This is a genomic window from Gracilibacillus ureilyticus, from assembly GCF_900111195.1.
GTDB classification, from domain to species: domain Bacteria; phylum Bacillota; class Bacilli; order Bacillales; family Amphibacillaceae; genus Gracilibacillus; species Gracilibacillus ureilyticus.
The window spans coordinates 73,931-94,746 of the sequence record NZ_FOGL01000006.1 but is presented as its reverse complement, the minus strand read 5'-3'; the positions used below and the strand labels follow the sequence as shown (position 1 = coordinate 94,746).

The window sequence follows — 20,816 nt, the reverse complement described above, 5'->3', positions numbered from 1 at the left end:
GGTTCCTCTTATTGAAAGGAGCACCTTACGAGATGAACGAACAATGGAAAGATGCAGAAAAATATTTAGAGCAAATAAAAATAGCAGCAAATTCCAATAATGACCCAGTTACAATTCGAGGTTATTTTGACCAGTTAAAATGTATTGGCATCGGAACAGATGCTGCTGTTTTTCAATTTGTCAATCTTCCTGACTATGCGTTTAAGATCTATGCAGCTGGTAAGGAATATAAAATTGAACAAGAGGCTAAAATTTACCATATGATTGGTGAATCGCAATTTTTCTCTACATGCTTTGGACAGAGTAAACATTTTCTCGTTCTAAAATATGAAAAAGGGATTACGTTATATGATTGTATATTGCGAGGGATAAAAATTCCGGAACAAGTAATCCAGGATGTTGATTGCGCAAGAGATCATGCTAGGAATTGCGGGTTAAATCCTCGCGATATACACCTGAAAAATATCTTATTGCAAAATGGAAGAGCAAAAATTATTGACGTTTCAGAATATTTAGCAACAGGCAATGATTACAGGTGGGAGCATTTAAAGAAAGCTTATGTTAACTACTACCACCTGATTGAAGGAAAATCAGTGCCTCACTTTTTTGTTGAAACAATAAGGAAGTGGTATTACCATCAGAATGTAACTCAGGAAAACATCGATGATTTTATACAAACCATCTCAAAGTTAATTAAATTCTGGCAATAGAATGTGCAAGAGTACTAGTATATAGCCAACCATATAACAGATGCTTCTTCCCGTTGAAAGGTTGCTTTTTAACCGTTCTGCGGGATTTTTTTCAGTTTATTATCTTCAAAAATATAAGTCGTTTTCACTTTCGGTAAGAATACAGCTTGGTTCGGATCCATAGGTACCACTAATTCAGGAGAGTGACTGTGCCATGGGATTAATAACTTAGGTTTAATTCTATCAATAATTTCTAATAGATCCTCTTTCGTTGCATGTCCTGACACATGTAACGGGTGATACAGTATACCTAAGTGATTTAATAATGCAAGAAGCCGATCATAATCTGGATCAAAACTGCCTAACGGCATACCATTTGAATGAAAATAGACAGCTTCAGTTACATTTAAATCCAATAAATTCATAACATTTCGGAAACTTGATTGCACAAGGTACTTAGCAGGGTTCTCATTTACATTTTCATTAGTGATGACTGGATATTTATTTAATAATTCTTGTTTCCATTTCATACTATCATCCATTCTCTTATTATAATAGATGGATAGATTATCTGATACGAGGAATTGTTCTGCAATATATGCAGTCTCCACTTCAAAAACGATTTCCCTTCCACTTTCATTTGCAGCATCGATAAACTGTTGTATTCTGTCAAGATTTGTGTGATATAAATTAAAAAAGGCTAACCTGTCACTTTCTATTAATCTCTCAACTACTTGATTTTTGATATCTGTTTCATTATCCAATGATTTTTCTGACTCTCCCTGTCGGAATGATGTTCCCTCAATGAATAATAAATCAATATCCTTATCATTTAAATGATTCAGCATATTTTCGTTATACTCTGCATGTTTACCATGCATTCTTATATCCCCTGAATAAAGTATGGTTAGATCAGGTGTTTCAATATGTAAGGCCGCTGAACCAAATATATCGTGATCTGTTCGAAAAGCTGATACTTTAATTTGACCAATCTCAACTTCGCTTTGATAATCCATTCCGATGATTTCACGTTCTCTAAATAGAGGTCGATCTGTTTTGCAAAATACATGGTAAAGTTTTTCACTATCTTTTGACATATATATTGGAATTGACGGTGCGATAGTATCAATTGCTCCTATATGATCTAAGTGTAAGTGGGATATAAAAACTGCCGTATTTCTGGAACCATCCGGATCATACTGCTTAACTTCTTCGTATTGCTGAAGATCATCCTTTGAATAAATTTCATCAATTTCCGGGATTGCGCCTAATTTAAGCATATCTACAACATAGCTTTCTTCTGATATAGATGATCTATTTAAAAATGAACTCTTTGGATCATATACCAGTCCAAAGTCAAAAATAATACGATCATTCCCATAACAGATTTCAACTATGTTCCCGCCAATTGTTTTAAGACCACTCCAGAAAATTATTGTTGTTCTAGTCATTTTTACTCCTCCAGCCAATATGGATATAATTCTGTTAGATAATATAGAAAAGACAGGGACAAGCCCTGTCTCCGATTACTTCTGTAATGTTTCGTTAGCCCGGTCTTGCGCGCTCTGCAAACCTTCTTCTACTGTTTTTTCACCTAACAATATGAGTTCCGTTTCTTCTAGCACGATGTTACGTACTGCATCCCCGCCTTGAACACGAGCTATAAAGAAACCTGCATCAAATTGCTCTGTTCCTGCTTTATATTCAGGATTCTCTTCTACAAATGTCTTATAATCAGGAGTTTCCTGAGCAGAATAGCGAACAGGCAGATATCCGGATTTCATCGACCATTCTGCGGTCACTTCAGGGCTTGTTAAAAATTTGATAAACTCCCAAGCCGCTTTTTGTTCTGCTTCTTCCGCCTGGTTAAACATTACTATGTCATTTCCGGCAAATGTAGTTGCTGCCTCACCATCCAGAGTTGGCAAAGTAGTTGCACTCCACTCAATATTCCCTTCTGCGGCTGAAGCAACATGCGGAATACCTGCAGATGAACCAATATACATTGCCACATCACCGCGACCAAATGGATTTGACATATAATCATCTTCTCCGGCTGTACGAGCGATTCCTTCATCAATCATATCTTTTATCATTGTCATTGCTTCAATTCCCTCCGCTGATGCAAACTGCGCCTCATTGGAAGCTTCATCAATATATGTTCCGCCTAACTGTTTTAGAAGTGCCTGAAATTCTGATTCATAAGAATTTTCAAAGCCCATTCCAACTACTCCATCCCCAGTCACTGTTTCCGCAATAGTACGAATATCTTCCCAAGTTTCCGGAACTTCTAAACCGTGCTCTTCCAGTAAACCAGTATTATAGAATAGAATTCTTGTACTTTTACTGAATGGTAAACTGTAATAAGTTCCATCCCAACTGCTAGACTCTTTAAAAACGTCTACATAATCTGCTAATTCTTCTTCAGATAAACCAATCTCTCCGTCTTCGATAAATTCATTTAATGGAGTGATAAAGTCATTTCCAATATACTCTGGTACAACATTAGTTACAGCTTGTGCTAATGTTGGCAGTAACTTCGCTTTAGCACCAGCCATAATTTTTTGCTCTAAATCATCATAACTCCCCTGATTTACCGGTTTTACTGTTATATTTTCATGCTCATTATTAAATTGTTCAACAAATGCTTTGATTGCTTCTTCATGAGGACCGCTCATTGCATGCCAAAATTCTACCTCAACAGGTTCTGAGGAAGCTTCCTCTCCTGCACTTTCTTCAGCAGACTCTGTATTTTCTTGTTCTGTATCTTCACTATTTGCTTGCGCTTCGTTCGTCTCCTCATTTCCCCCACATGCAGCAAGCAGCAATACCAAAAATAAGCCAGCAATACCAAGTAACGATAATTTCTTCAACTCAAATTCCCCCATAACTTTTTAATTTTTGAATAAATCAGTGAAAATGATAAATCATACTTCTTTACGAAAATATCACCTCCTATAAAGTGAGATTTTTGATCAGTAGCACTGGTAATAAATTTCATCCTTTTAAGCCTGTCCTTGCTACGCCTGCTACAATGTATTTTTGCATGATGAAAAATAGTATAAGCATCGGGAAAATAACCATCGAAGATGCAGCCATCAATAATTCATACTTTATCCCAGCTTCTGTCGTGAATGCGGACAAACCAACAGGAAGAGTACGTAATTCCTGAGAGTTCGTTACAATGATTGGCCATAAAAATGCATTCCAACTATTGATCACCTTTAATAATGCAACTGTAATTAATGCAGGTTTAGCTAATGGTGCCATGACATACCAGAGAAACTTGAATTCACTGCAGCCATCTACTTTCGCCGCAAATGACAACTCCTTTGGTATCCCTAAGAAATACTGACGTAATAAGAAAATAGCGAAAACACTTGCTGTCCATGGGACAATGAGTGCACTATATGTATCAACCCAGCCGAGGTTAGATAATGTTACAAAGTTTGGTATTAACAGGACTTCACTTGGAACCATCATTGTACCTAGCAAAATAGCAAATACGATATCTCTTCCGTAAAAATTCAGTCTGGAAAAAGCGTAGGCTGCCAGAATGGTTGTTAATAATTCACCTATTGTACTAACGAGTGTAACAATGACACTATTAATAAAGTAACGGTCAAAAGGTGCTACTTTCATTGCTTCTGTGAAATTCTCAAACTTCCATTCTGTCGGTACCCAAACTGGCGGCATTGCCATTACTTCATTCGGTGCTTTTAGTGATGTACTTATCATCCAAACAAATGGGAGGAGCATCAAAACAGCACCTAGTGATAATAAAATATAAACAGTTGTGCGTGATAAAGCTGATCTGACCAAAATTCCTAACCTCCCATTATTGATAATGTACAAATTTCTTTCCAAGACTCAATTGAATTAATGTAAAAAGAAACACTATTATGAACAGCACAAAGGCAGCAGCAGAAGCTAAACCGAACTCCCATTCCTCATAAAACTTCTGATATACATAATAAACTACTGTTAACGTGCTGTTTGCGGGGCCTGCTGTACCATTGAAAAGTGCGAATATTTCATCAAAAACCTTAAATGCATTTATGATAGAAATAATCGATATAAAGAACATTGTTGGTGACAGTAATGGTAATGTTACAGACAAAAAGCGGTGCCATGCCGATGCTCCATCAACTTGTGCCGCAAGATAGTATTGCCTGTTAATATTCTGCAAACCTGCCAGAAAAATAATGATATTAAATCCGAGTCCCTTCCATACACTTAGAATAATTAGTGCAGGCATGGAATATGTCGGATCTGTCAGCCACTGAATTGGATCAATGCCGAACCATCCTAGAAAATAGTTCAGCAGGCCATAATCAGAATGGAAAATCCAACTCCACACGATAGCAACAGCAACAACTGAAGTAACAAACGGCAGGAAGTAAATTGTCCTGAAAAAACTTAAACCTTTAACTTTCGAATTAAGCATAACGGCGATTGCCAATGATGTGATAATGGAGATCGGAACAACACCGATGACAAAGACAGTTGTATTTATTACAGCTTTAATAAAATTTGGGTCATTTAAAATATCACTAAAGTTACTTAGTCCGTATTTATAAACGATGTCATTATAAAAGTCATATTCTGTATAAAAACTCATTAAAAAGGATTTAATTATCGGATAAATATTAAAAACAATTAAAATTAGAAGCGCTGGCAATAAATAAAGGAATGCCTTAAGCGTACTGTTCCATGTTGGCTTGTCCATCATAAGAATTGCCCCTCTCAAGGTTTGATCCATTTTCTGTATCAAAATAATGCACATGATCCTGTTCAATTCCCAGGTGGCACTGATCTCCTACATTAATTGGTATTGATGGGTCAATTAGCGCTCTGATCGTAACATCCTCTATTTGTACTCTGATTAGCGTGTCCCTGCCTATTGTCTCTAAATGAATAACTTCACCAGTCAATAAGGCATTGTCTTTATCTGTTAAAAATAAATTCTCAGGACGTAAGCCTATTTGGATCTTCTGTTGATTTAAATACCCAGGCAGCTTGATTATTTGCGAACTGTTCACAAGCTCATAATTTCCTGCCTGTTCGGTCTTTCTTGCCAGCAGAAAGTTAATTGGCGGATTGCCTATAAAAGCAGCTGCAAAAGAATTAATTGGCTTCCTGTACATCTCCTGAGGGATACTATCCTGCTGCAATACACCGTCTTTCATCAACATTACCCTGTCAGATATGCTCAATGCTTCCTCTTGATCATGTGTGACGAAGATTGCCGTAATACCCACTTCCTGCTGAATTCTTCTAATCTCTTCTCTCATTTCAAGTCTAAGCCTTGCATCCAGATTGGACAGAGGTTCATCAAGTAATAATAAATTAGGTTTTTTCACCAATGCTCTCGCAATTGCCACTCTCTGCTGCTGTCCCCCTGATAGCTGTCCGGGCTTCCGGTCAACCAGATGACCGATCTGAACTAGTCTAGCCATTTCCATGGCTCTATCTTTTGCTTCTCTTTTGGGAACCTTTTGCATCCTTAGTGGAAACATTATATTTTTCAAAACAGAAAGATGTGGGTATAATGCGTAATTCTGAAAAACCATACCAATCTCTCTTTTCTCAGCATCTATATTAGTTACGTTCTTTTCACCGAAATATATATTTCCACAGGTTGGTTTATACAAACCTGCCAGTAACATTAATGTTGTACTTTTCCCACAGCCGCTCGGCCCAAGAAGTGAGACCATCTCTCCGTTACGGATTGTAGTGGACAAGCTGTTAACGGCAACAGTATTCTGAAACTCCATTGTTACATTTTCAATGCGGACATCCATTCACTTACCTCCTTCTTTATATTGAGATCATAACAAACCACTGTTAACTAACTGTTAATTTAATGTATAAAAACGATTTACAATATTTACTTTTTGTAAATGATATGCTATGTTATAATCTTGCCACTGTGTCCTTTTATCATCGCAGCATTTTAAGCGAGGTACTTGGTGAAATGAAGTAACTTGTTATTTATCGACAACCATAGAACATTAAAAACAAACCATTAGAAATGTATGATTTTGAAACATATCTGAACATAAAAAAACCTGAACCAATTCGATGATAAACATCCGAATTTGGTTCAGGTTTTTCATTTATATTATGAGCGTATTAATAGTTTAAATCGAGAGATTCACCTTTAACCAGGAAAGTAACATCCTCACCAATATTTGTTGCATGATCTCCAATCCGCTCAACATATCTGCCACTGAAAGCCATTTGCATAATATGCTGGATTTTTTGAGGCTCTGTAGCAGTTTCTTCTAATAATTCTCTAAGCATTGTCGAATACATATGGTCAACCATGTCATCAAACTCAGAGAGCTTTCTTGCTAAAGATATGTCCTCATTTTCATATGCTTTTATAGCAAGATCAATCATTTCTATAGCGATTTTTTTCATTTCTTTTATGGAAGGATGTACTGTCATGCCATGATCCTTGCCTAAGCGAACAGTTGATTTCGCTATATTCTTGGCATTATCAGCCATTCTTTCCAGATCAGTAGATATCCTGATTGCAACAACTAACCGCCTTAAATCTGTTGCAACCGGCTGTTGTCTGGCAATTAATACAATAGCTTCTTCATTAATTTTCAAATCTAACTTGTCTAAATCCACGTCATTTTGTATCACTAGTTCCGCCTTTTCCACATCAGAATCGTACAATGATTCAACAGCAAGTGTTAGTTGCTCTTTCGTTTTCTTTGCGAGTCTTATAATTAATTGTTCTACCTGTTGTAATTCTCCCTGGAAACTTTCTCTGCCGACCATCCTGCACTTCCTCTCAAACGTTATTACTACTAATTTCTATGCGGGAAGATAAATTATTATACGAATTTTACAACTCTCTTACTCATCTATCCGAAACGTCCCGTAATATAGTCTTCCGTTCTTTTATCTTTGGGATTTGAAAAAAGCTGGTCTGTTTCTGAAAACTCAATGACTTCTCCATTCAACATAAATACAGTTTTATCGGATATACGAGCAGCCTGCTGCATATTATGAGTTACAATAATAATTGTATATTTTTGTTTTAATTCCTTAATCAGCTCTTCCACTTTTAATGTAGAAATCGGGTCTAACGCTGAAGTTGGCTCATCCATTAAAATAACGTCTGGCTCAATTGCAAGACAGCGGGCAATACAGATTCTTTGCTGCTGTCCTCCCGATAGACCGTACGCATTCTGGTTGAGGCGATCCTTAACTTCATCCCAAATCGCTGCACCCCGCAAACTTTTTTCCACAATTTCATCCAGTACGGCTTTCTTTTTTATTCCATGAACTCTAGGTCCATATGCTACATTTTCATAGATTGATTTTGGAAAAGGATTAGGCTTCTGAAATACCATCCCTACTTTTGTTCTTAAATCTTCTACATGGATGGACTTGGACAATATATTATTGCCATTATAAGCAATTGAACCGGTTGTACTAACTCCTGGTACAAGCTCTACCATTCGATTTAATGTTTTAAGATAAGTTGATTTCCCACAACCTGATGGTCCAATTATTGCCGTAACTTCATTCCTTAAGATTTCCAGATTAATATCTTTAAGTGCATGTGACTGTGAATACCACAAATTAAGATTTTTCGTGTCATAGATTATACTGCGGTCTTTCTTCTGTACATTGGTATTTACTGCTTTTCTCTCATTAACATCATTTGTTTTTACGTCGATATTTATTCTGTTTTCTGTAATAACACTCATGTTTTTCCACCCCTTAACTATGATTCTTAGTTTTTTATATTAGTATCTTTGCTGGTATTTATTCCGTATAAAAATGGCCACTGAATTTAACAGGAACAAGATTAATAGCAGGACAATTATTGTTGCTGCTGCTAAATTGGCATATTCAGCAACTAATGATGAATCAATTGTCCAATAGTAAATCTGCATAGGTAATGCTGTAAACGTATCGAACAAACCACCCGGAAAAGGTATTAATAATGCCGGGATTCCAATCACCGTTAGCGGTGCTGTTTCTCCAATTGCGCGTGACAGGGACAATATCGAACCTGTTAAAATACTAGGTAAAGCAGCAGGTAGTATAATCCTTCTTATAGTTTGCCATTTTGTTGCGCCCATCCCGTAAGATGCCTCAGCCAAAAAGCCAGGTACTGCGCGCAATGCTTCCTGTGATGATACAATCAGAATAGGTAATACCAGTAAAGCCAGTGTAAGCCCCCCTGCCAGCACTACATTACCGAAATCCATCAGCCTTACAAATACAGTTAACCCGAGCAAACCATATACAATGGAGGGTACACCAGCTAAGTTAGCAATATTCGTCTCAATCATAGACTGGACTTTGCCTTTTTTTGAATATAGTTCTAAATAAATAGCTGTTCCAACACCTATAATAAGAGTAACCGGAATAACCACAATCATAACCCACAAAGTACCAAGTATTGCTCCCATAATCCCGGCATTCTCAGCAGTTGTTGATAATCGTCCTGTAATAAAGTCCATATCTATCCAGGAAATACCCTGAAAAACTACGCGAAAAATTAAGACAGCTAAAACTATTAAACCAAACAAAGTGGAGAGGAAAAAAATTGATTTCCAAATACTATTTTTGCGAACACGGGATTCCATTTTATTATTTTCATGCAGTGTTTCTAAGGTTTCCATTAATATTCCTCCCTAAATTTACGAGAGACATATTTCGCAAGTAAATTCATAATTAATGTAAAAACAAATAATGTTAAAGCTACTGCATACAAACTGTAATGCAAAGTGGAACCGGCCGGAGCTTCTCCGCCTGAAACTTCCACAATATATGCAGTCATTGTTTGCATCGATTCTGTAATATCAAAAGTGAAATTCTTTGAACTTCCACTTGCAATCGTTACAATCATTGTTTCCCCAATAGCACGGGAAATTCCTAATACAAAAGATGCCATAATCCCTGAGAATGCTGCAGGAATGACTACTTTAAAAGTTGTTTCAAGTTTTGTAGTTCCCATAGCTAGCGATCCTTCCCGAATACCGTTAGGAACTGATGTCATTGCATCTTCCGATAATGAAGCGATCATCGGGATAATCATAACTCCCATTACTAAACCTGGACTTAATATATTTGTTGCTTCAACACCTGGCCAAATTGAACGAATTAATGGTGTAACAAATGTAAAAGCAAAGAAGCCGTAAACAATCGTTGGAATACCGGCTAATACCTCTAACATCGGTTTTAGCACTCTTCTTACTCGATCTGACGCATATTCACTTAAATAAATAGCTGACATTAATCCAATTGGGCCCGCTACTAAAATGGCAATTAATGAAGAGAATAGAGTACCATTTAAAAGCGGCAAAATGCCAAATTGCGGATCCTGACTAAGCGGTTTTAATTCAGTACCTGTAAAGAAATCCCAAATCGGAACTTCCATAAAAAAATGTACAGCCTCACTTACTAATGTGTAGAGTATTCCAGCAGTAGTTAATACAGTTATTGATGCTAACAAAAATAGAAAAGTTGGTACTAGTCTCTCTATATAGTTATTAATGCTCTTCTTCTTTTTATTTTGAGCTATCAATTCACTGACATTAACAGCATTATTTGCTCTTGCATTTGTTTCGCTGTTTATTGCCATCTCTTTGCGCACCCCTTTTTAAAACTCACAATAAGATGAGAGTAATCATACCCCCATCTTACTGAGTGAATAAATATTTTAAGATCTAAGTTTTATTTAATAGCTTTAATCTCTTCCAGTTGTGCCTGTAATTCTTCATCCGGAAGTGGAGCAAATCCAGTTTCCCCTGCATAGTCATTTACACTTTCTGCTACATACACAGCATAGTCATAAACTTGTGGTTTTTCTTTTGCGTTGTTCACATTTAAGTATGTGAATACTGGACGAGTATAATCAGCATATGGACCTTCTTCACCAATTGTATCTAGTGATGGAACAACTGCACCTTCACCGAAGTCAATTCCTACAGCACTTACTTTATCTTTGTTATTGTCATAATAACCGAAACCAAAGAACCCAATTGCATTTTTATCTTCTGCTACTAAAGTTACTAAAGTAGAGTACTCCTGTTGAAGGTCAATAGTTCCTACAAGATCTTGTTCCTCAAGGATACTTTCGTAGAAGAACTCATAAGTACCATGGTTTTCGTTAGGACCATAAGTCTGAATTTCTTCACCAGGCCAGTCCGGATTAATATCAGACCATTTTGTAACATTACCTAAGAAAATATCGGTAACCTGCTCAGCAGTTAATTCTGTTGCCCAGTCATTTTCCGGGTTAATTACGATTGTTAAACCATCTAAAGCTACTTTCATTTCTTTCACTTCAATTCCTAGCTCTTCTGCTTTTGCTTTCTCTTCATCTTTAATCAGACGTGATGCGTCATTAAAATCTGTTCCATCTTCAACAAGGAATTTCTCGAAACCTGCACTAGTACCAGCACGGCCAACCTCAACAGATACGTTTGGTTGTTCATTCACCATATATTCTTCTGCTAATTTTGCCATTAATGGATAAACAGTTCCTGATCCATCAATTACAACACTTCCTTCTAATTCCTCTGAAGCCTCTGTATTTTCTTCTTCATTAGTATCAGCTGCTTCCTCTTCTCCTGAATCTTCTGTTGTGTTCTCGCCTTCGCTTGCATTGGCATCTTCGCTGTTTGTCTCTTCTTCACTTCCGCATGCAGCTAATAGACCTACTGTCAGGATAGCTATTAAAACTAGCATCAACATTTTAAGCTTGTTCATTTTGTCTTCCCCCTAATAAACTTTGTATAGTTAGAAGTCCTTCTCAAAACTTCTATTTCATCATAACGAATGATTATTAATCTATTATTAATTGATTGTAAAGATAGTGTAAATTTGAGATGAAAGGGGTTTAATGTGGCGTATATCTATAATTGCTAGCTTTTAACACAAAAAATAGAGTGCAAACAATTCAATTCCTAATCAGCTGAATTGTTTGCACTCTTTCTGCATTTTATAAATCCGAGAAGATGAAAATTCCGCTTTACCGGGATAACTTTCTCTTATTTCGATACGGTAATACTTCCGTTATGTGTACTCAGATTTATTAAATTCTCACCATTTCCAATGATATTGGAGGTGTCCGAATTATTAAAGATGGTAATTTCCCCATTATGAGCCTTCGTATTAAATGTAACATTTGTCGGTTTATTATCTGTTTCTACCCTAATACTTCCATTATGTGACTGAAGATCAATAGGGCGGTCTAAATCATCAGTAATAAAGGATATTGCTCCGTTTTTTGTTTCCCCTGTAACCTCTCCTGATATTTGTTCCATTTCGATTTTTCCATTATGAGCACTTACCTGAATAGTTTCTGTTATAACATTCTTTAGCTTGATTTTTCCATTATTTGTCCCAATTTCTGATTGCTCTGTTTCCAAATCAGCTAAATCAATTTTGCCATTACTAGTATTTACATACAATTGATTTACTGATAAATCACTCATTTGGATACTTCCATTACCTATTTCTATATGAAGTGAGTGGTAGTTCTTCACAGGGACATATATTTTTAAGTCTCTATTCCAGTTGAAGAACTCAAATGAGAAAAGCTTAAAATTTTTATCACTTGTTGCAATTTTTAATGTATCGACATCCTCTTCCACAGTGAGCTGAACATTCGATTGATTTTGATTTTCTTCAAGTTCAATGCGGATTGTATCATCATCAGTCGGTATGACCTCCACTTGTTCATTTTCCACATCCAGCTCAATACTAGAAATATTCTGTCCGTTCACTTCTTCAGTTATAATCGTTTCTGCAGAGGCGCTCATACGGTAGGCAAAAATACTGCCAACTCCTCCAATTACGATAAGCAACAGGGCCACAGTAATTAACATTCTTAATCTTTTCAAGCCTTCATTCCTCCTTTTACCAACCGAACATTATAATTTAAATACCGGATAAAGACCGTTCGGATTAGTTTAGTTAAGTAATACATTCCTATTATTAATAATATCCCTGCTCCTGATAACGCTATGGAAGCAAACATATCAATGAGATTAAATGAATCCGGAAATAGCAATATATTAATGATGAATAATAATGGTGAAACAATAAATGCACCGCCAGCAATCCAGCCGCTTAAAACGAAACCTGCAATAGCAACAAATGGAGCAAGCACAATAACCAGGTTGAAAAACCCCAGACCAATCACTGCCCACACTGCTCGCATTACATTACCAGTCGACGAGCTTTTTTCTACTTTCCCTAAGTAATAGGAAGCTAATACCTCTTTCGCTATCTGATTCGGGGCACCAAGTGATTCAGCAATCTCCTCTTCTGACTTTCCCTCATTTTCCCCCATGGCAAAATGCTCTTCAAAATCCTGAATAATATCTTTTCGTTCCTCATACGGAACACTAATTAGTGCTCTGTCCAGTTTGTTTATAAACTTATCCCTTGTCATAACCTACACCCTCCTTAATTATTTCATTAACACCTTTCGTAAATTGCTGCCATTCATCTCTCAATTCGTATAAATGACTTCTCCCTTTCTCGGTCAATTGATAATATTTACGTGAAGGTCCTTCCTGTGATTCCTGAAGATATGTTGTGAAATATTCTTCTTTTGTCAATCGGCGCAATAATGGATAAACGGATCCCTCAGATATCGCTATTTTACTGGAAATATTTTGGACAAGTTCGTACCCGTAGCGGTCTTTTTTATCCAGCAGCGCAAGAACGCATAATTCTAGTGCACCTTTTTTAAATTGGACGTTCATTCTTCTCACCTACAATCTTTAATTAGGTACTATACTATAAACAGTACCTGTGTATAAATATTACCAAGCCACAAACAAAATATACCATATACTATTGTATAATGCAAGGTACTGATTGTGAAAAAATCGAAAAAATTGGAATCTGTTATAATCCGGACTGGTTGCATAAGTTTGCAAATGTACAGGAAATCCCATAAAATATGATTTATCATATCAATTTAGACAGACTACAAACCAGAGGAAGTGAACATCATATGGAAGATGACTCAATGAAAACAGCAAATCATATCAGTTTTCGTGCACTACTTTTTTTCTTTATTCCACTTGGCCTTTCAGCGAGTTTAGTAACTATTTCCCATGTTATTATTAATAGTACATTAGCACGTGCTCCAGACCCTGCAATCGTCATTGCCAGTTATTCCATTGCTATGAGTTTATTTGCCCTTTTGGAAAGATGTGCTGTTATATTGCGCCAGACATGTTCTACTTTAGTAAGAGATCAAGTTTCCTATAAGCTGATGCGGAATGCCACTACATACGTCCTGTCAGTCATTTTTCTTTTGAGTTTATTGATAGCGTATTCACCATTGGGAGAGTGGTTTTTTTCTTATTTATTAGGAGTAAGTGATCATACACTTCAGCCAACTATTGATGCCTACAGAGTATTAATGTTCGTGACGCTTTTTTCCGGCATACGCTGTTTATATCAGGGAATTATTATATCCAATATGAAAACAAAATGGCTGACAATCGGGATGATTATACGTCTTGCGGTTATGGCGCTTATCTCATGGTTTTTACTCGCGAATGACTTGGTTAAGCACGGCTATATTGGGGCGGTTATCTTCTTATCCGGGATGGCTGTAGAAGCATTGGTTAGCAGCTTAGAAGGCAGACTTATTGCAAAAAAGCTGCCAGATAAAATGGAGAGCCATGCTGTTACAAAGCAATCACAAATTTTTCGATTTTATAATCCATTAATGATCGCATCACTTATAGCAGTCAGCATTACACCAACAATTAATGCCGTATTAGGCTGGAGTACAAAAGCTGAAGTGGCGATTGCTTCATATGCTGTCGCAATTTCTGTAGTGCACTTATTAAATAGTATAACTTCCTATATTCATCAAATTGTTATTAATTTTTATAAAAAAGATAAACAAACTGTTTTACGTTTCACTATTATGGTCAGCTTAATTCCAACTATTCTGTTGTTGGTATTAGGTTACACTCCTGTCGGGATATGGGGACTGGAGAATATAATTGGTGTTTCAGGTGAATTACTTGAGCAAAGTATACTTGCCTTGCGATTCTTTGTTCTTTTTACCCTTTGCTTTCCATGGATCGATTTCTCTAATGGAATCCTTATGATCAGAGGACAGACAAAAGTGATGTCATTCTCGCAAATTGGTAATGTCATTGCAACAGTTATCGCTTTACTTATTTTAATTTTCACATTTCCGAGCGGTGGAGGAGCAATTGGTTCATTGGCCCAATCAATTGGATTTTTTACCGAATTAGTTATCTTGTTCTATTTCTTAAAAGCCTTAGATAAATCCAATCCGGGAAGATTGTTAAAAAAGATCAGCAGCTGAAAATGTCTTATTGAGATTTACAGCTGCTTTTTTGTTCTTTCTAAGGCTTCAGTCTTAGGTGAAATACAACCAGGGGTGAATGTTAAAAAATTCCTTATCTATTACAATCTATTTGTGAAGGAAGAAGATTTCCTTTTCAAAAAGGTTATAGGGGGATTTTTTTATAATGGGACTATTGAAATTTATTCTGGAGAGAAAAATTTTAGTTGGACTGATTACAGTACTCGTATTAATCATTGGTTTATTTGCGATTTACAGACTGGATCAGGAGTTGCTTCCGCCAGTCAAGATGGATGGTGCTTATGTTGATGTAATTGCAGGAGATTTAGCAGCGACAGAAGTAGAAAGTTCGATTACTGAACCAGTTGAAAAAGCAGTAGCAGGATTAGATGGCATTAAAAATATCCATTCTACTTCTGCAATTGGACGAAGTACGATGGAAATAACATGGGAAGAAGGACTTGGCGAAAAGATTTATCCCGAACTGGAATCACTGATTCATTCCGTATTGTCAAATGACCCGAACGTTCAGGAAATAATGACAGGGCAATATAGCACAAGTTCAGCCTACGAGTTTTATTATGATTTGTCTGGTAGTGATATGTCTGATGTAACCGCCTTTGCAGAGGATATACTGGAACCAAGACTGGAGGAGCTGCCTGAAGTTGGAGATGTAGCACTGCAGGGAGCGCTGGAAGAAGAAATCATGATTCGGTTCGATTATGAAAAAATTCAAAACTCAGGTATAGATCCAATTCAGGCTATCAGCACTATCAGGGAAGAGAATACAGAAACAACACTCGGTGAGTTTACTGATGAAAGTACTACTCAATTGCTCCGTTGGAATGCCGCATCCCAATCCGTAAAAGACATTGAACAAACGAGAATAAGTTCAAACAATGGATTAGTCCAGCTTAAAGATATAGCCGATGTAACAATAGAACCTCAAGACACAGCCTCCTATGTATGGAAAAACGGATCGAATGATTTTATCTTTATACAAATTGGCCGTTCCCCTGAAGCAACACAAGTCGAAATGGCAAACGCAGTCCGGTCAGAAATTGAAAAAATGCGGGAAGAAAAATTACTGGATGGATATGATTTAAACGAAGTAGTAGCTCAGGCTGATTATGTGGAAGAGGCGCTGAACGGCGTAACCAGTAATGTATTGATTGGCGGAATCTTATCAATTATTATACTCCTTATGTTTTGGCGGAATTTACGTGCAACCATTATTATTGGGGTTTCCATTCCAACATCTATTTTATTAACATTTATTTCAATGTGGTTATTGGATTACAGTTTTAATATCCTGTCATTAATTGCCCTCGGATTAGGTATAGGTATGATGGTTGATTCTTCGATTGTTATTCTGGAATCCATTATACGAAAGAAAGAACAGGGTCTATCTCATAAAAAAGCAGTTATTCAAGGAACTAAGGAAGTTTCTACAGCGGTTATTGCTTCTGTCTTAACAACGATCGCAGTGTTTGTCCCTGTCAGTTTACTAAGTGGTGATATGGGCAGCTTTATGATTATTTTAGCGATAGTTGTAGCAATTACCTTAATTAGTTCTGTTATTGTCGCCTTTACCATTATTCCTGCTCTTGCAGATAAATTACTCGTAAATTCTCTCAAAAAACAAAAAGAGAAAGATAATATGCTGGTAACTGTCTATAGACAAAGTGTTTCCTGGATCGTGCGTAAAAAGAGAAACAGCCTCATACTAATTACTACTTTTACGATAATTTTTATTAGCTCATTATTATTGATTACAAAAATTCCGATGACTATTATGCCTGATGTATATAACCGCTATGCTGAAGTAATGATTGAATTAGAACCCGGTCTTACGAAAAATGACAAAGAAAAAATTATAAATGCTGTTGATCAATCATTGAATTCTATTGAGGATGTAGAAAATAATTATGTACTCGATGAGGGTGGTGTCATATACAGTATTATAAATATGACTAAGGGGGAGAACGTGACAAGAAGTCAGGCTGAAGTAAATGAAGAGATTATACGATCCCTGAATAAGTTAAAAGATACCTTGCCTGTTACCAGTGTAGAGAGTGCAACTTCCGTAAGTGGTGTATCCACAATCGAATTACTGGTGAAAGGAGAAAAATTTGAGGAGATACAAAGTGTTTCTTCCCTTCTTATGAAAGAACTGGAGAATCTAAATGGTGTTGTTGAAGTTTCCAGTTCAATGGAACGAACTTCCAAGCAGGAAAAGATAACAGTGAATGACTCTAATCTACTTGATGCCGGTTTAACAGCTGCCCAGGTGAAGCAAATTACCGAGCAAGCCTTCCTGAATATGCCTTTCGGTGAGTTGGCAATAGAATCAGCCACTTTCCCTCTAACAGCTTCATGGAAAGAGCCTCTGACAACTAAGGATGAATTATTAGATTTACCTGTAACAACGATAAACGGAAGTCAGCCATTATCTGACTTTATTACAATAACGGAGGAAGAGGCACCGAATCAAATAAGTCATACTGATGGAACACGATATGCGATGATTACCGCAACTACCGGCGGACGTGATTTAGGTTCAATTAATCGTGAAGTACAGCAGATTATTTCTAATGTGGAAACACCAGACGGTTACAACATTGAATTGGCAGGAGACTTAGATGAACAGCAGAAATTGATGCAGGATATGTTATTTATTTTAGGTATTGCTATCTTTCTAGTGTATCTGGTAATGGCAGTCCAGTTCAATCATTTATTCCATCCTTTGATCGTAATGTCTGTAATTCCCATGACACTTGTCGGAGTCATTTTAGGACTTCTCCTGACTCAACAGGAATTAAGTATCATGTCAGGCATGGGGATTATTATGCTGATTGGTATAGTACTTAACAATGCGATACTTCTTATTGACAGGACGAAACAGTTACGTAAGACTGGAATGTCAGTCCCTGACGCATTAGTCGAAGCAGGAAGAAACAGAATGCGCCCAATTTTTATGACTGCTTTTACCACAGTTGGGGGTATGCTGCCGTTAGCTGTCATTGGAGGAGCTGGAAGTGACTATCAAGCACCAATGGCAACAGCGATCATATCAGGTTTACTATTTGCAACATTGATAACATTGTTCCTGATTCCTGCAGTATACCGTTTATTCTCTAAAAAAGAAAGAAATAGTCAGAAAGATAATACTACGGAGATAATCGAAGATTCAAAAAGCGTCATTTAGCCTGTAAGCAACGCATGTATATTTTAGATAAAATGAGAGAAGGGGAAAAATGGTAAATAAGCAAAAGAACAAAATATTTATATTTTTAAGGAATATTATTTTTTTACTCACCGTTTTATTCCTTGTATTGTTTTTATCACACCAGCTTATCACCTTCTATGAAAAGGATAAGTACACACCACCTGGCCGATTAGTAGAAGTGAACGGCAAAAACATGCACATATATACAAAGGGAGATGGTAAAGACACAATCGTTTTATTGAGTGGCTTAGGAACCGCTGCACCCCATCTGGACTTTGCACCATTAATAAATGACTTGGCAAAAAATCATAAAGTAGTTGCAGTTGAAATTTTTGGTTACGGGTTCAGCGATTTAACTAATGAGGGACGTACTGTCGAAAATATTGTGAAAGAAATTAGAATGGGCTTAAAAAAAGCCGGTATAGAGGGGCCATATACATTAATGCCACACTCAATTTCTGGCGTATACAGTATGTATTACGCCAATAAATATCCTGAAGAAGTAAAAGCAATTATAGGTATTGATCCGACTCTGCCACTTTCATTTGAATATTTCAATGAGTCTGTCCCGACAATGCCTGGTTATATGCAATATGCAGCCCCATCAGGAATTGCGAGATTAATAATATCAATTAATCAAAAAGACTACCTTCCCATTGCAGAAGCTGGAACGTACTCAGAGGAAAATATACAGAAAACGAAAGCTATTTCATCTTGGCGCGGATATAATCGAAATATAGTGGAAGAAATGAAATTAATTAGTTACAACCTTGATCAGACTAAAGAGATGACCTTTCCAGACGATAAACCTGTCATAATTTTCACGGCAAATGACATGGAGAGCGATGAGGATGCTCGGGCAAGAAAAGATTTTTATCAATTACATTTAAACAATAATCCTGCCAGTGAGGTCATAATACTGGAAGGACACCATTATCTTCATTGGACTCGTTATAAAGAAATAAGTAAAAAAGTTTTCTCACTAACAAAAGATCCTGAAACTGAATAGCATCTAAGAAAGGCTGGGACAAAACGATATGCGTCTGTATTAGAGAATTAATTTTAGTCCCAGCCTTCTACACATTAAATTCCTAAAATATTATACCCTGAATCAACATATATTATCTCGCCAGTTACTCCTCTTGATAAATGGCTCATCATTGCCATTGTCATGTCACCAACTTCTTCTTTCGTTACATTCCGCTTTAATGGTGCATTTTCTTCAATTTTATTTAATACTTCATTAAATGAAGGTACACCTTTTGCGGCTAATGTACGAATGGCACCCGCAGAAATGGCATTAACACGAATATTTGTTTCACCCAGATCAGCAGCTAAATATTTCACTGTCGCTTCCAGGGAAGCCTTAGCAACACCCATTACATTATAACCTCTAACTACACGCTCTGCTCCTAAATAGCTCATTGCGATAATCGTACCACCTTCTGTCATATAAGCCTTAGCCGCTTTAGCTACAGCTATTAAGGAAAAAGCACTCGTATCCTGAGCAAAGGAAAATCCGTCACGTGATGTTTCCACAAAGTTCCCTTTTAAATCCTCTGAATGAGCGAATGCAATTGAGTGGACAATCCCGTGGATAATTCCATATTCAGCTCCAATTTTTGCAAATGTTTCTGTTATGCTGTCATCTTCATTAACATCACACTGCATAACAGATTTTGCTGTTATATCTGATTCATCAAGTAGTTTCGTTAATTTTTTTAGGGAGCGTTCTTTGCGGTATGTGAAAATAAGGTTAGCCCCTGCTTTTGCTAAGGATTCAGCTACCCCCCATGCAATACTTCTTTCATTCGCTACACCCATAATTACAATATTTTTTCCTTTTAGTTGTAATAAATCTTCCATCTTTTCCTCCTGAATTCACTCATAAATACCATAAGTTTTATTTACATCCTGTACAAAGATGATACCATTACCCGGGTCATCTATTTTTAAGTCTTGTCTGATTTTTTCCACAATAGCCGGTGTTGTATTTTCATCAGCTAAAATCATCACTATTTCTTTTTCCGGTTCAATGTTCATGGAAAATAACTTACTAGTTTCATGAATACCTGATCCTCGTGCGTTAATAACTGTACCCCCTTTTGAACCGGCAGATGTAGCAGCGTCCATTACGTCTCCTGCGTTTCCTTTATCCACTATGACCACAATATTCTGGAACATTGATTTATCTTCCTCACTTTCTATCTGATCATTTATTGTACAGCTCCTCGTCCCTACCAGATCGGTTAAGCCTGTCGTAAAAGCAATTCCATGGTTAGGCTTTTCAAAATGAAATACTTTATTTAAATGTTCCAATGCTGAAAAGGTTGCTTTCTTATTTGCTATCATCATTACTACTTCTTTTCTTACATCAGATATTGCTAACAGATTTAAAATCTTGTTATGCACGGTACCTTTGCCCAGCATGACAGTCCCACCTGATATACCACATTTTTTGGCTTCTTTAATTATTTTGCTGCCTAATCCGAACTTTACAATAACATATATTAATGAAAATTGTGGTATACCACTAACTTGAGCCATA

The 20,816-nt window shown here is 36.7% G+C and carries 19 protein-coding genes; 4 read left to right on the top strand and 15 right to left on the bottom strand.

What is annotated here, in order from left to right; translation table 11 throughout:
• Nucleotides 1-32 precede the first annotated feature (32 nt).
• Nucleotides 33-710 carry a serine/threonine protein kinase gene (locus tag BMW36_RS07905; protein ID WP_089740323.1) on the top strand — a complete coding sequence of 226 codons (678 nt, stop codon included), beginning with the start codon at nt 33-35 and terminating at the stop codon, nt 708-710.
• Nucleotides 711-778: 68 nt separating this feature from the next.
• Here BMW36_RS07905 and BMW36_RS07900 read toward each other — a convergent pair whose 3' ends face one another.
• The 13 genes from BMW36_RS07900 to BMW36_RS07840 all read right to left on the bottom strand — a co-directional run bounded on the left by BMW36_RS07900 (nt 779) and on the right by BMW36_RS07840 (nt 13,444).
• Entirely contained in the window at nt 779-2,140 is a 1,362-nt protein-coding gene (locus tag BMW36_RS07900) for an MBL fold metallo-hydrolase (protein ID WP_089740322.1), read from the bottom strand.
• Between the two features lie 75 nt (nt 2,141-2,215).
• Nucleotides 2,216-3,562, bottom strand: a complete 1,347-nt coding sequence (locus tag BMW36_RS07895) for an ABC transporter substrate-binding protein (RefSeq protein WP_245711631.1) — start codon at nt 3,560-3,562, stop codon at nt 2,216-2,218.
• Nucleotides 3,563-3,686: 124 nt separating this feature from the next.
• Complete coding sequence (locus tag BMW36_RS07890) at nt 3,687-4,511, bottom strand: carbohydrate ABC transporter permease (RefSeq protein WP_245711630.1); 825 nt, start codon at nt 4,509-4,511, stop codon at nt 3,687-3,689.
• 16 nt (nt 4,512-4,527) lie between these two features.
• Nucleotides 4,528-5,421, bottom strand: coding sequence for a carbohydrate ABC transporter permease (locus BMW36_RS07885; protein WP_089740320.1), 894 nt, complete (start codon nt 5,419-5,421; stop codon nt 4,528-4,530).
• The gene (locus tag BMW36_RS07880; protein ID WP_089740319.1) at nt 5,387-6,493 is read right to left on the bottom strand and encodes an ABC transporter ATP-binding protein; all 1,107 of its coding nucleotides are present in this window, start codon (nt 6,491-6,493) and stop codon (nt 5,387-5,389) included. The genes BMW36_RS07885 and BMW36_RS07880 overlap by 35 nt, the downstream gene beginning before the upstream one ends.
• Before the next feature lie 331 nt (nt 6,494-6,824).
• Nucleotides 6,825-7,484 (bottom strand): phosphate signaling complex protein PhoU, encoded by a 660-nt coding sequence (gene phoU / locus BMW36_RS07875; protein ID WP_089740318.1) that lies wholly within the window; start codon nt 7,482-7,484, stop codon nt 6,825-6,827.
• Between the two features lie 86 nt (nt 7,485-7,570).
• Nucleotides 7,571-8,422: a phosphate ABC transporter ATP-binding protein PstB gene (pstB, locus tag BMW36_RS07870; protein WP_089740317.1), complete on the bottom strand. Its 852-nt coding sequence runs from the start codon at nt 8,420-8,422 to the stop codon at nt 7,571-7,573.
• Between the two features lie 39 nt (nt 8,423-8,461).
• The gene (gene pstA, locus BMW36_RS07865; RefSeq protein WP_089740316.1) at nt 8,462-9,346 is read right to left on the bottom strand and encodes a phosphate ABC transporter permease PstA; all 885 of its coding nucleotides are present in this window, start codon (nt 9,344-9,346) and stop codon (nt 8,462-8,464) included.
• Nucleotides 9,346-10,308: a phosphate ABC transporter permease subunit PstC gene (gene pstC, locus BMW36_RS07860; protein WP_089740315.1), complete on the bottom strand. Its 963-nt coding sequence runs from the start codon at nt 10,306-10,308 to the stop codon at nt 9,346-9,348. Before pstC ends, pstA begins: the two co-directional genes overlap by 1 nt.
• Before the next feature lie 92 nt (nt 10,309-10,400).
• The gene (locus BMW36_RS07855; RefSeq protein ID WP_089740314.1) at nt 10,401-11,438 is read right to left on the bottom strand and encodes a PstS family phosphate ABC transporter substrate-binding protein; all 1,038 of its coding nucleotides are present in this window, start codon (nt 11,436-11,438) and stop codon (nt 10,401-10,403) included.
• A 281-nt stretch (nt 11,439-11,719) separates the two neighbouring features.
• A complete protein-coding gene (locus BMW36_RS07850; RefSeq protein WP_089740313.1) occupies nt 11,720-12,574 on the bottom strand; it encodes a DUF4097 family beta strand repeat-containing protein in 855 nt (284 codons plus the stop codon).
• Nucleotides 12,571-13,128 carry an HAAS signaling domain-containing protein gene (locus BMW36_RS07845; RefSeq protein ID WP_089740312.1) on the bottom strand — a complete coding sequence of 186 codons (558 nt, stop codon included), beginning with the start codon at nt 13,126-13,128 and terminating at the stop codon, nt 12,571-12,573. The genes BMW36_RS07850 and BMW36_RS07845 overlap by 4 nt, the downstream gene beginning before the upstream one ends.
• Entirely contained in the window at nt 13,115-13,444 is a 330-nt protein-coding gene (locus BMW36_RS07840) for a PadR family transcriptional regulator (protein WP_089740311.1), read from the bottom strand. The genes BMW36_RS07845 and BMW36_RS07840 overlap by 14 nt, the downstream gene beginning before the upstream one ends.
• A gap of 269 nt (nt 13,445-13,713) precedes the next feature.
• Here BMW36_RS07840 and BMW36_RS07835 point away from each other — a divergent pair, with 269 nt between their 5' ends.
• The 3 genes from BMW36_RS07835 (at nt 13,714) to BMW36_RS07825 (ending at nt 19,277) form a co-directional block, all read left to right on the top strand.
• Complete coding sequence (locus BMW36_RS07835) at nt 13,714-15,039, top strand: multi antimicrobial extrusion protein MatE (protein ID WP_089740410.1); 1,326 nt, start codon at nt 13,714-13,716, stop codon at nt 15,037-15,039.
• 166 nt (nt 15,040-15,205) lie between these two features.
• Complete coding sequence (locus tag BMW36_RS07830) at nt 15,206-18,247, top strand: efflux RND transporter permease subunit (RefSeq protein ID WP_089740310.1); 3,042 nt, start codon at nt 15,206-15,208, stop codon at nt 18,245-18,247.
• 49 nt (nt 18,248-18,296) lie between these two features.
• On the top strand, nt 18,297-19,277 hold the full coding sequence (locus tag BMW36_RS07825) for an alpha/beta fold hydrolase (RefSeq protein WP_089740309.1): 981 nt from the start codon (nt 18,297-18,299) through the stop codon (nt 19,275-19,277).
• 74 nt (nt 19,278-19,351) lie between these two features.
• Here BMW36_RS07825 and fabI read toward each other — a convergent pair whose 3' ends face one another.
• Complete coding sequence (gene fabI / locus BMW36_RS07820) at nt 19,352-20,134, bottom strand: enoyl-ACP reductase FabI (protein WP_089740308.1); 783 nt, start codon at nt 20,132-20,134, stop codon at nt 19,352-19,354.
• Between the two features lie 15 nt (nt 20,135-20,149).
• Nucleotides 20,150-20,815, bottom strand: a complete 666-nt coding sequence (locus BMW36_RS07815; protein WP_089740307.1) for a P-II family nitrogen regulator — start codon at nt 20,813-20,815, stop codon at nt 20,150-20,152.
• Nucleotide 20,816 lies beyond the last annotated feature (1 nt).

Bases quoted from the DNA above. Each gene is read 5' to 3' on its own strand.
- BMW36_RS07830 (WP_089740310.1), top strand. From the start codon at position 15,206: ATGGGACTATTGAAATTTATTCTGGAGAGAAAAATTTTAGTTGGACTG.
- BMW36_RS07825 (WP_089740309.1), top strand. From the start codon at position 18,297: ATGGTAAATAAGCAAAAGAACAAAATATTTATATTTTTAAGGAATATT.
- BMW36_RS07855 (WP_089740314.1), bottom strand. From the start codon at position 11,438: ATGAACAAGCTTAAAATGTTGATGCTAGTTTTAATAGCTATCCTGACA.
- BMW36_RS07835 (WP_089740410.1), top strand. From the start codon at position 13,714: ATGAAAACAGCAAATCATATCAGTTTTCGTGCACTACTTTTTTTCTTT.
- pstC (WP_089740315.1), bottom strand. From the start codon at position 10,308: ATGGCAATAAACAGCGAAACAAATGCAAGAGCAAATAATGCTGTTAAT.
- fabI (WP_089740308.1), bottom strand. From the start codon at position 20,134: ATGGAAGATTTATTACAACTAAAAGGAAAAAATATTGTAATTATGGGT.
- pstA (WP_089740316.1), bottom strand. From the start codon at position 9,346: ATGGAAACCTTAGAAACACTGCATGAAAATAATAAAATGGAATCCCGT.
- BMW36_RS07845 (WP_089740312.1), bottom strand. From the start codon at position 13,128: ATGACAAGGGATAAGTTTATAAACAAACTGGACAGAGCACTAATTAGT.
- BMW36_RS07900 (WP_089740322.1), bottom strand. From the start codon at position 2,140: ATGACTAGAACAACAATAATTTTCTGGAGTGGTCTTAAAACAATTGGC.
- pstB (WP_089740317.1), bottom strand. From the start codon at position 8,422: ATGAGTGTTATTACAGAAAACAGAATAAATATCGACGTAAAAACAAAT.
- BMW36_RS07905 (WP_089740323.1), top strand. From the start codon at position 33: ATGAACGAACAATGGAAAGATGCAGAAAAATATTTAGAGCAAATAAAA.
- phoU (WP_089740318.1), bottom strand. From the start codon at position 7,484: ATGGTCGGCAGAGAAAGTTTCCAGGGAGAATTACAACAGGTAGAACAA.
- BMW36_RS07815 (WP_089740307.1), bottom strand. From the start codon at position 20,815: ATGGCTCAAGTTAGTGGTATACCACAATTTTCATTAATATATGTTATT.
- BMW36_RS07840 (WP_089740311.1), bottom strand. From the start codon at position 13,444: ATGAACGTCCAATTTAAAAAAGGTGCACTAGAATTATGCGTTCTTGCG.
- BMW36_RS07885 (WP_089740320.1), bottom strand. From the start codon at position 5,421: ATGATGGACAAGCCAACATGGAACAGTACGCTTAAGGCATTCCTTTAT.
- BMW36_RS07880 (WP_089740319.1), bottom strand. From the start codon at position 6,493: ATGGATGTCCGCATTGAAAATGTAACAATGGAGTTTCAGAATACTGTT.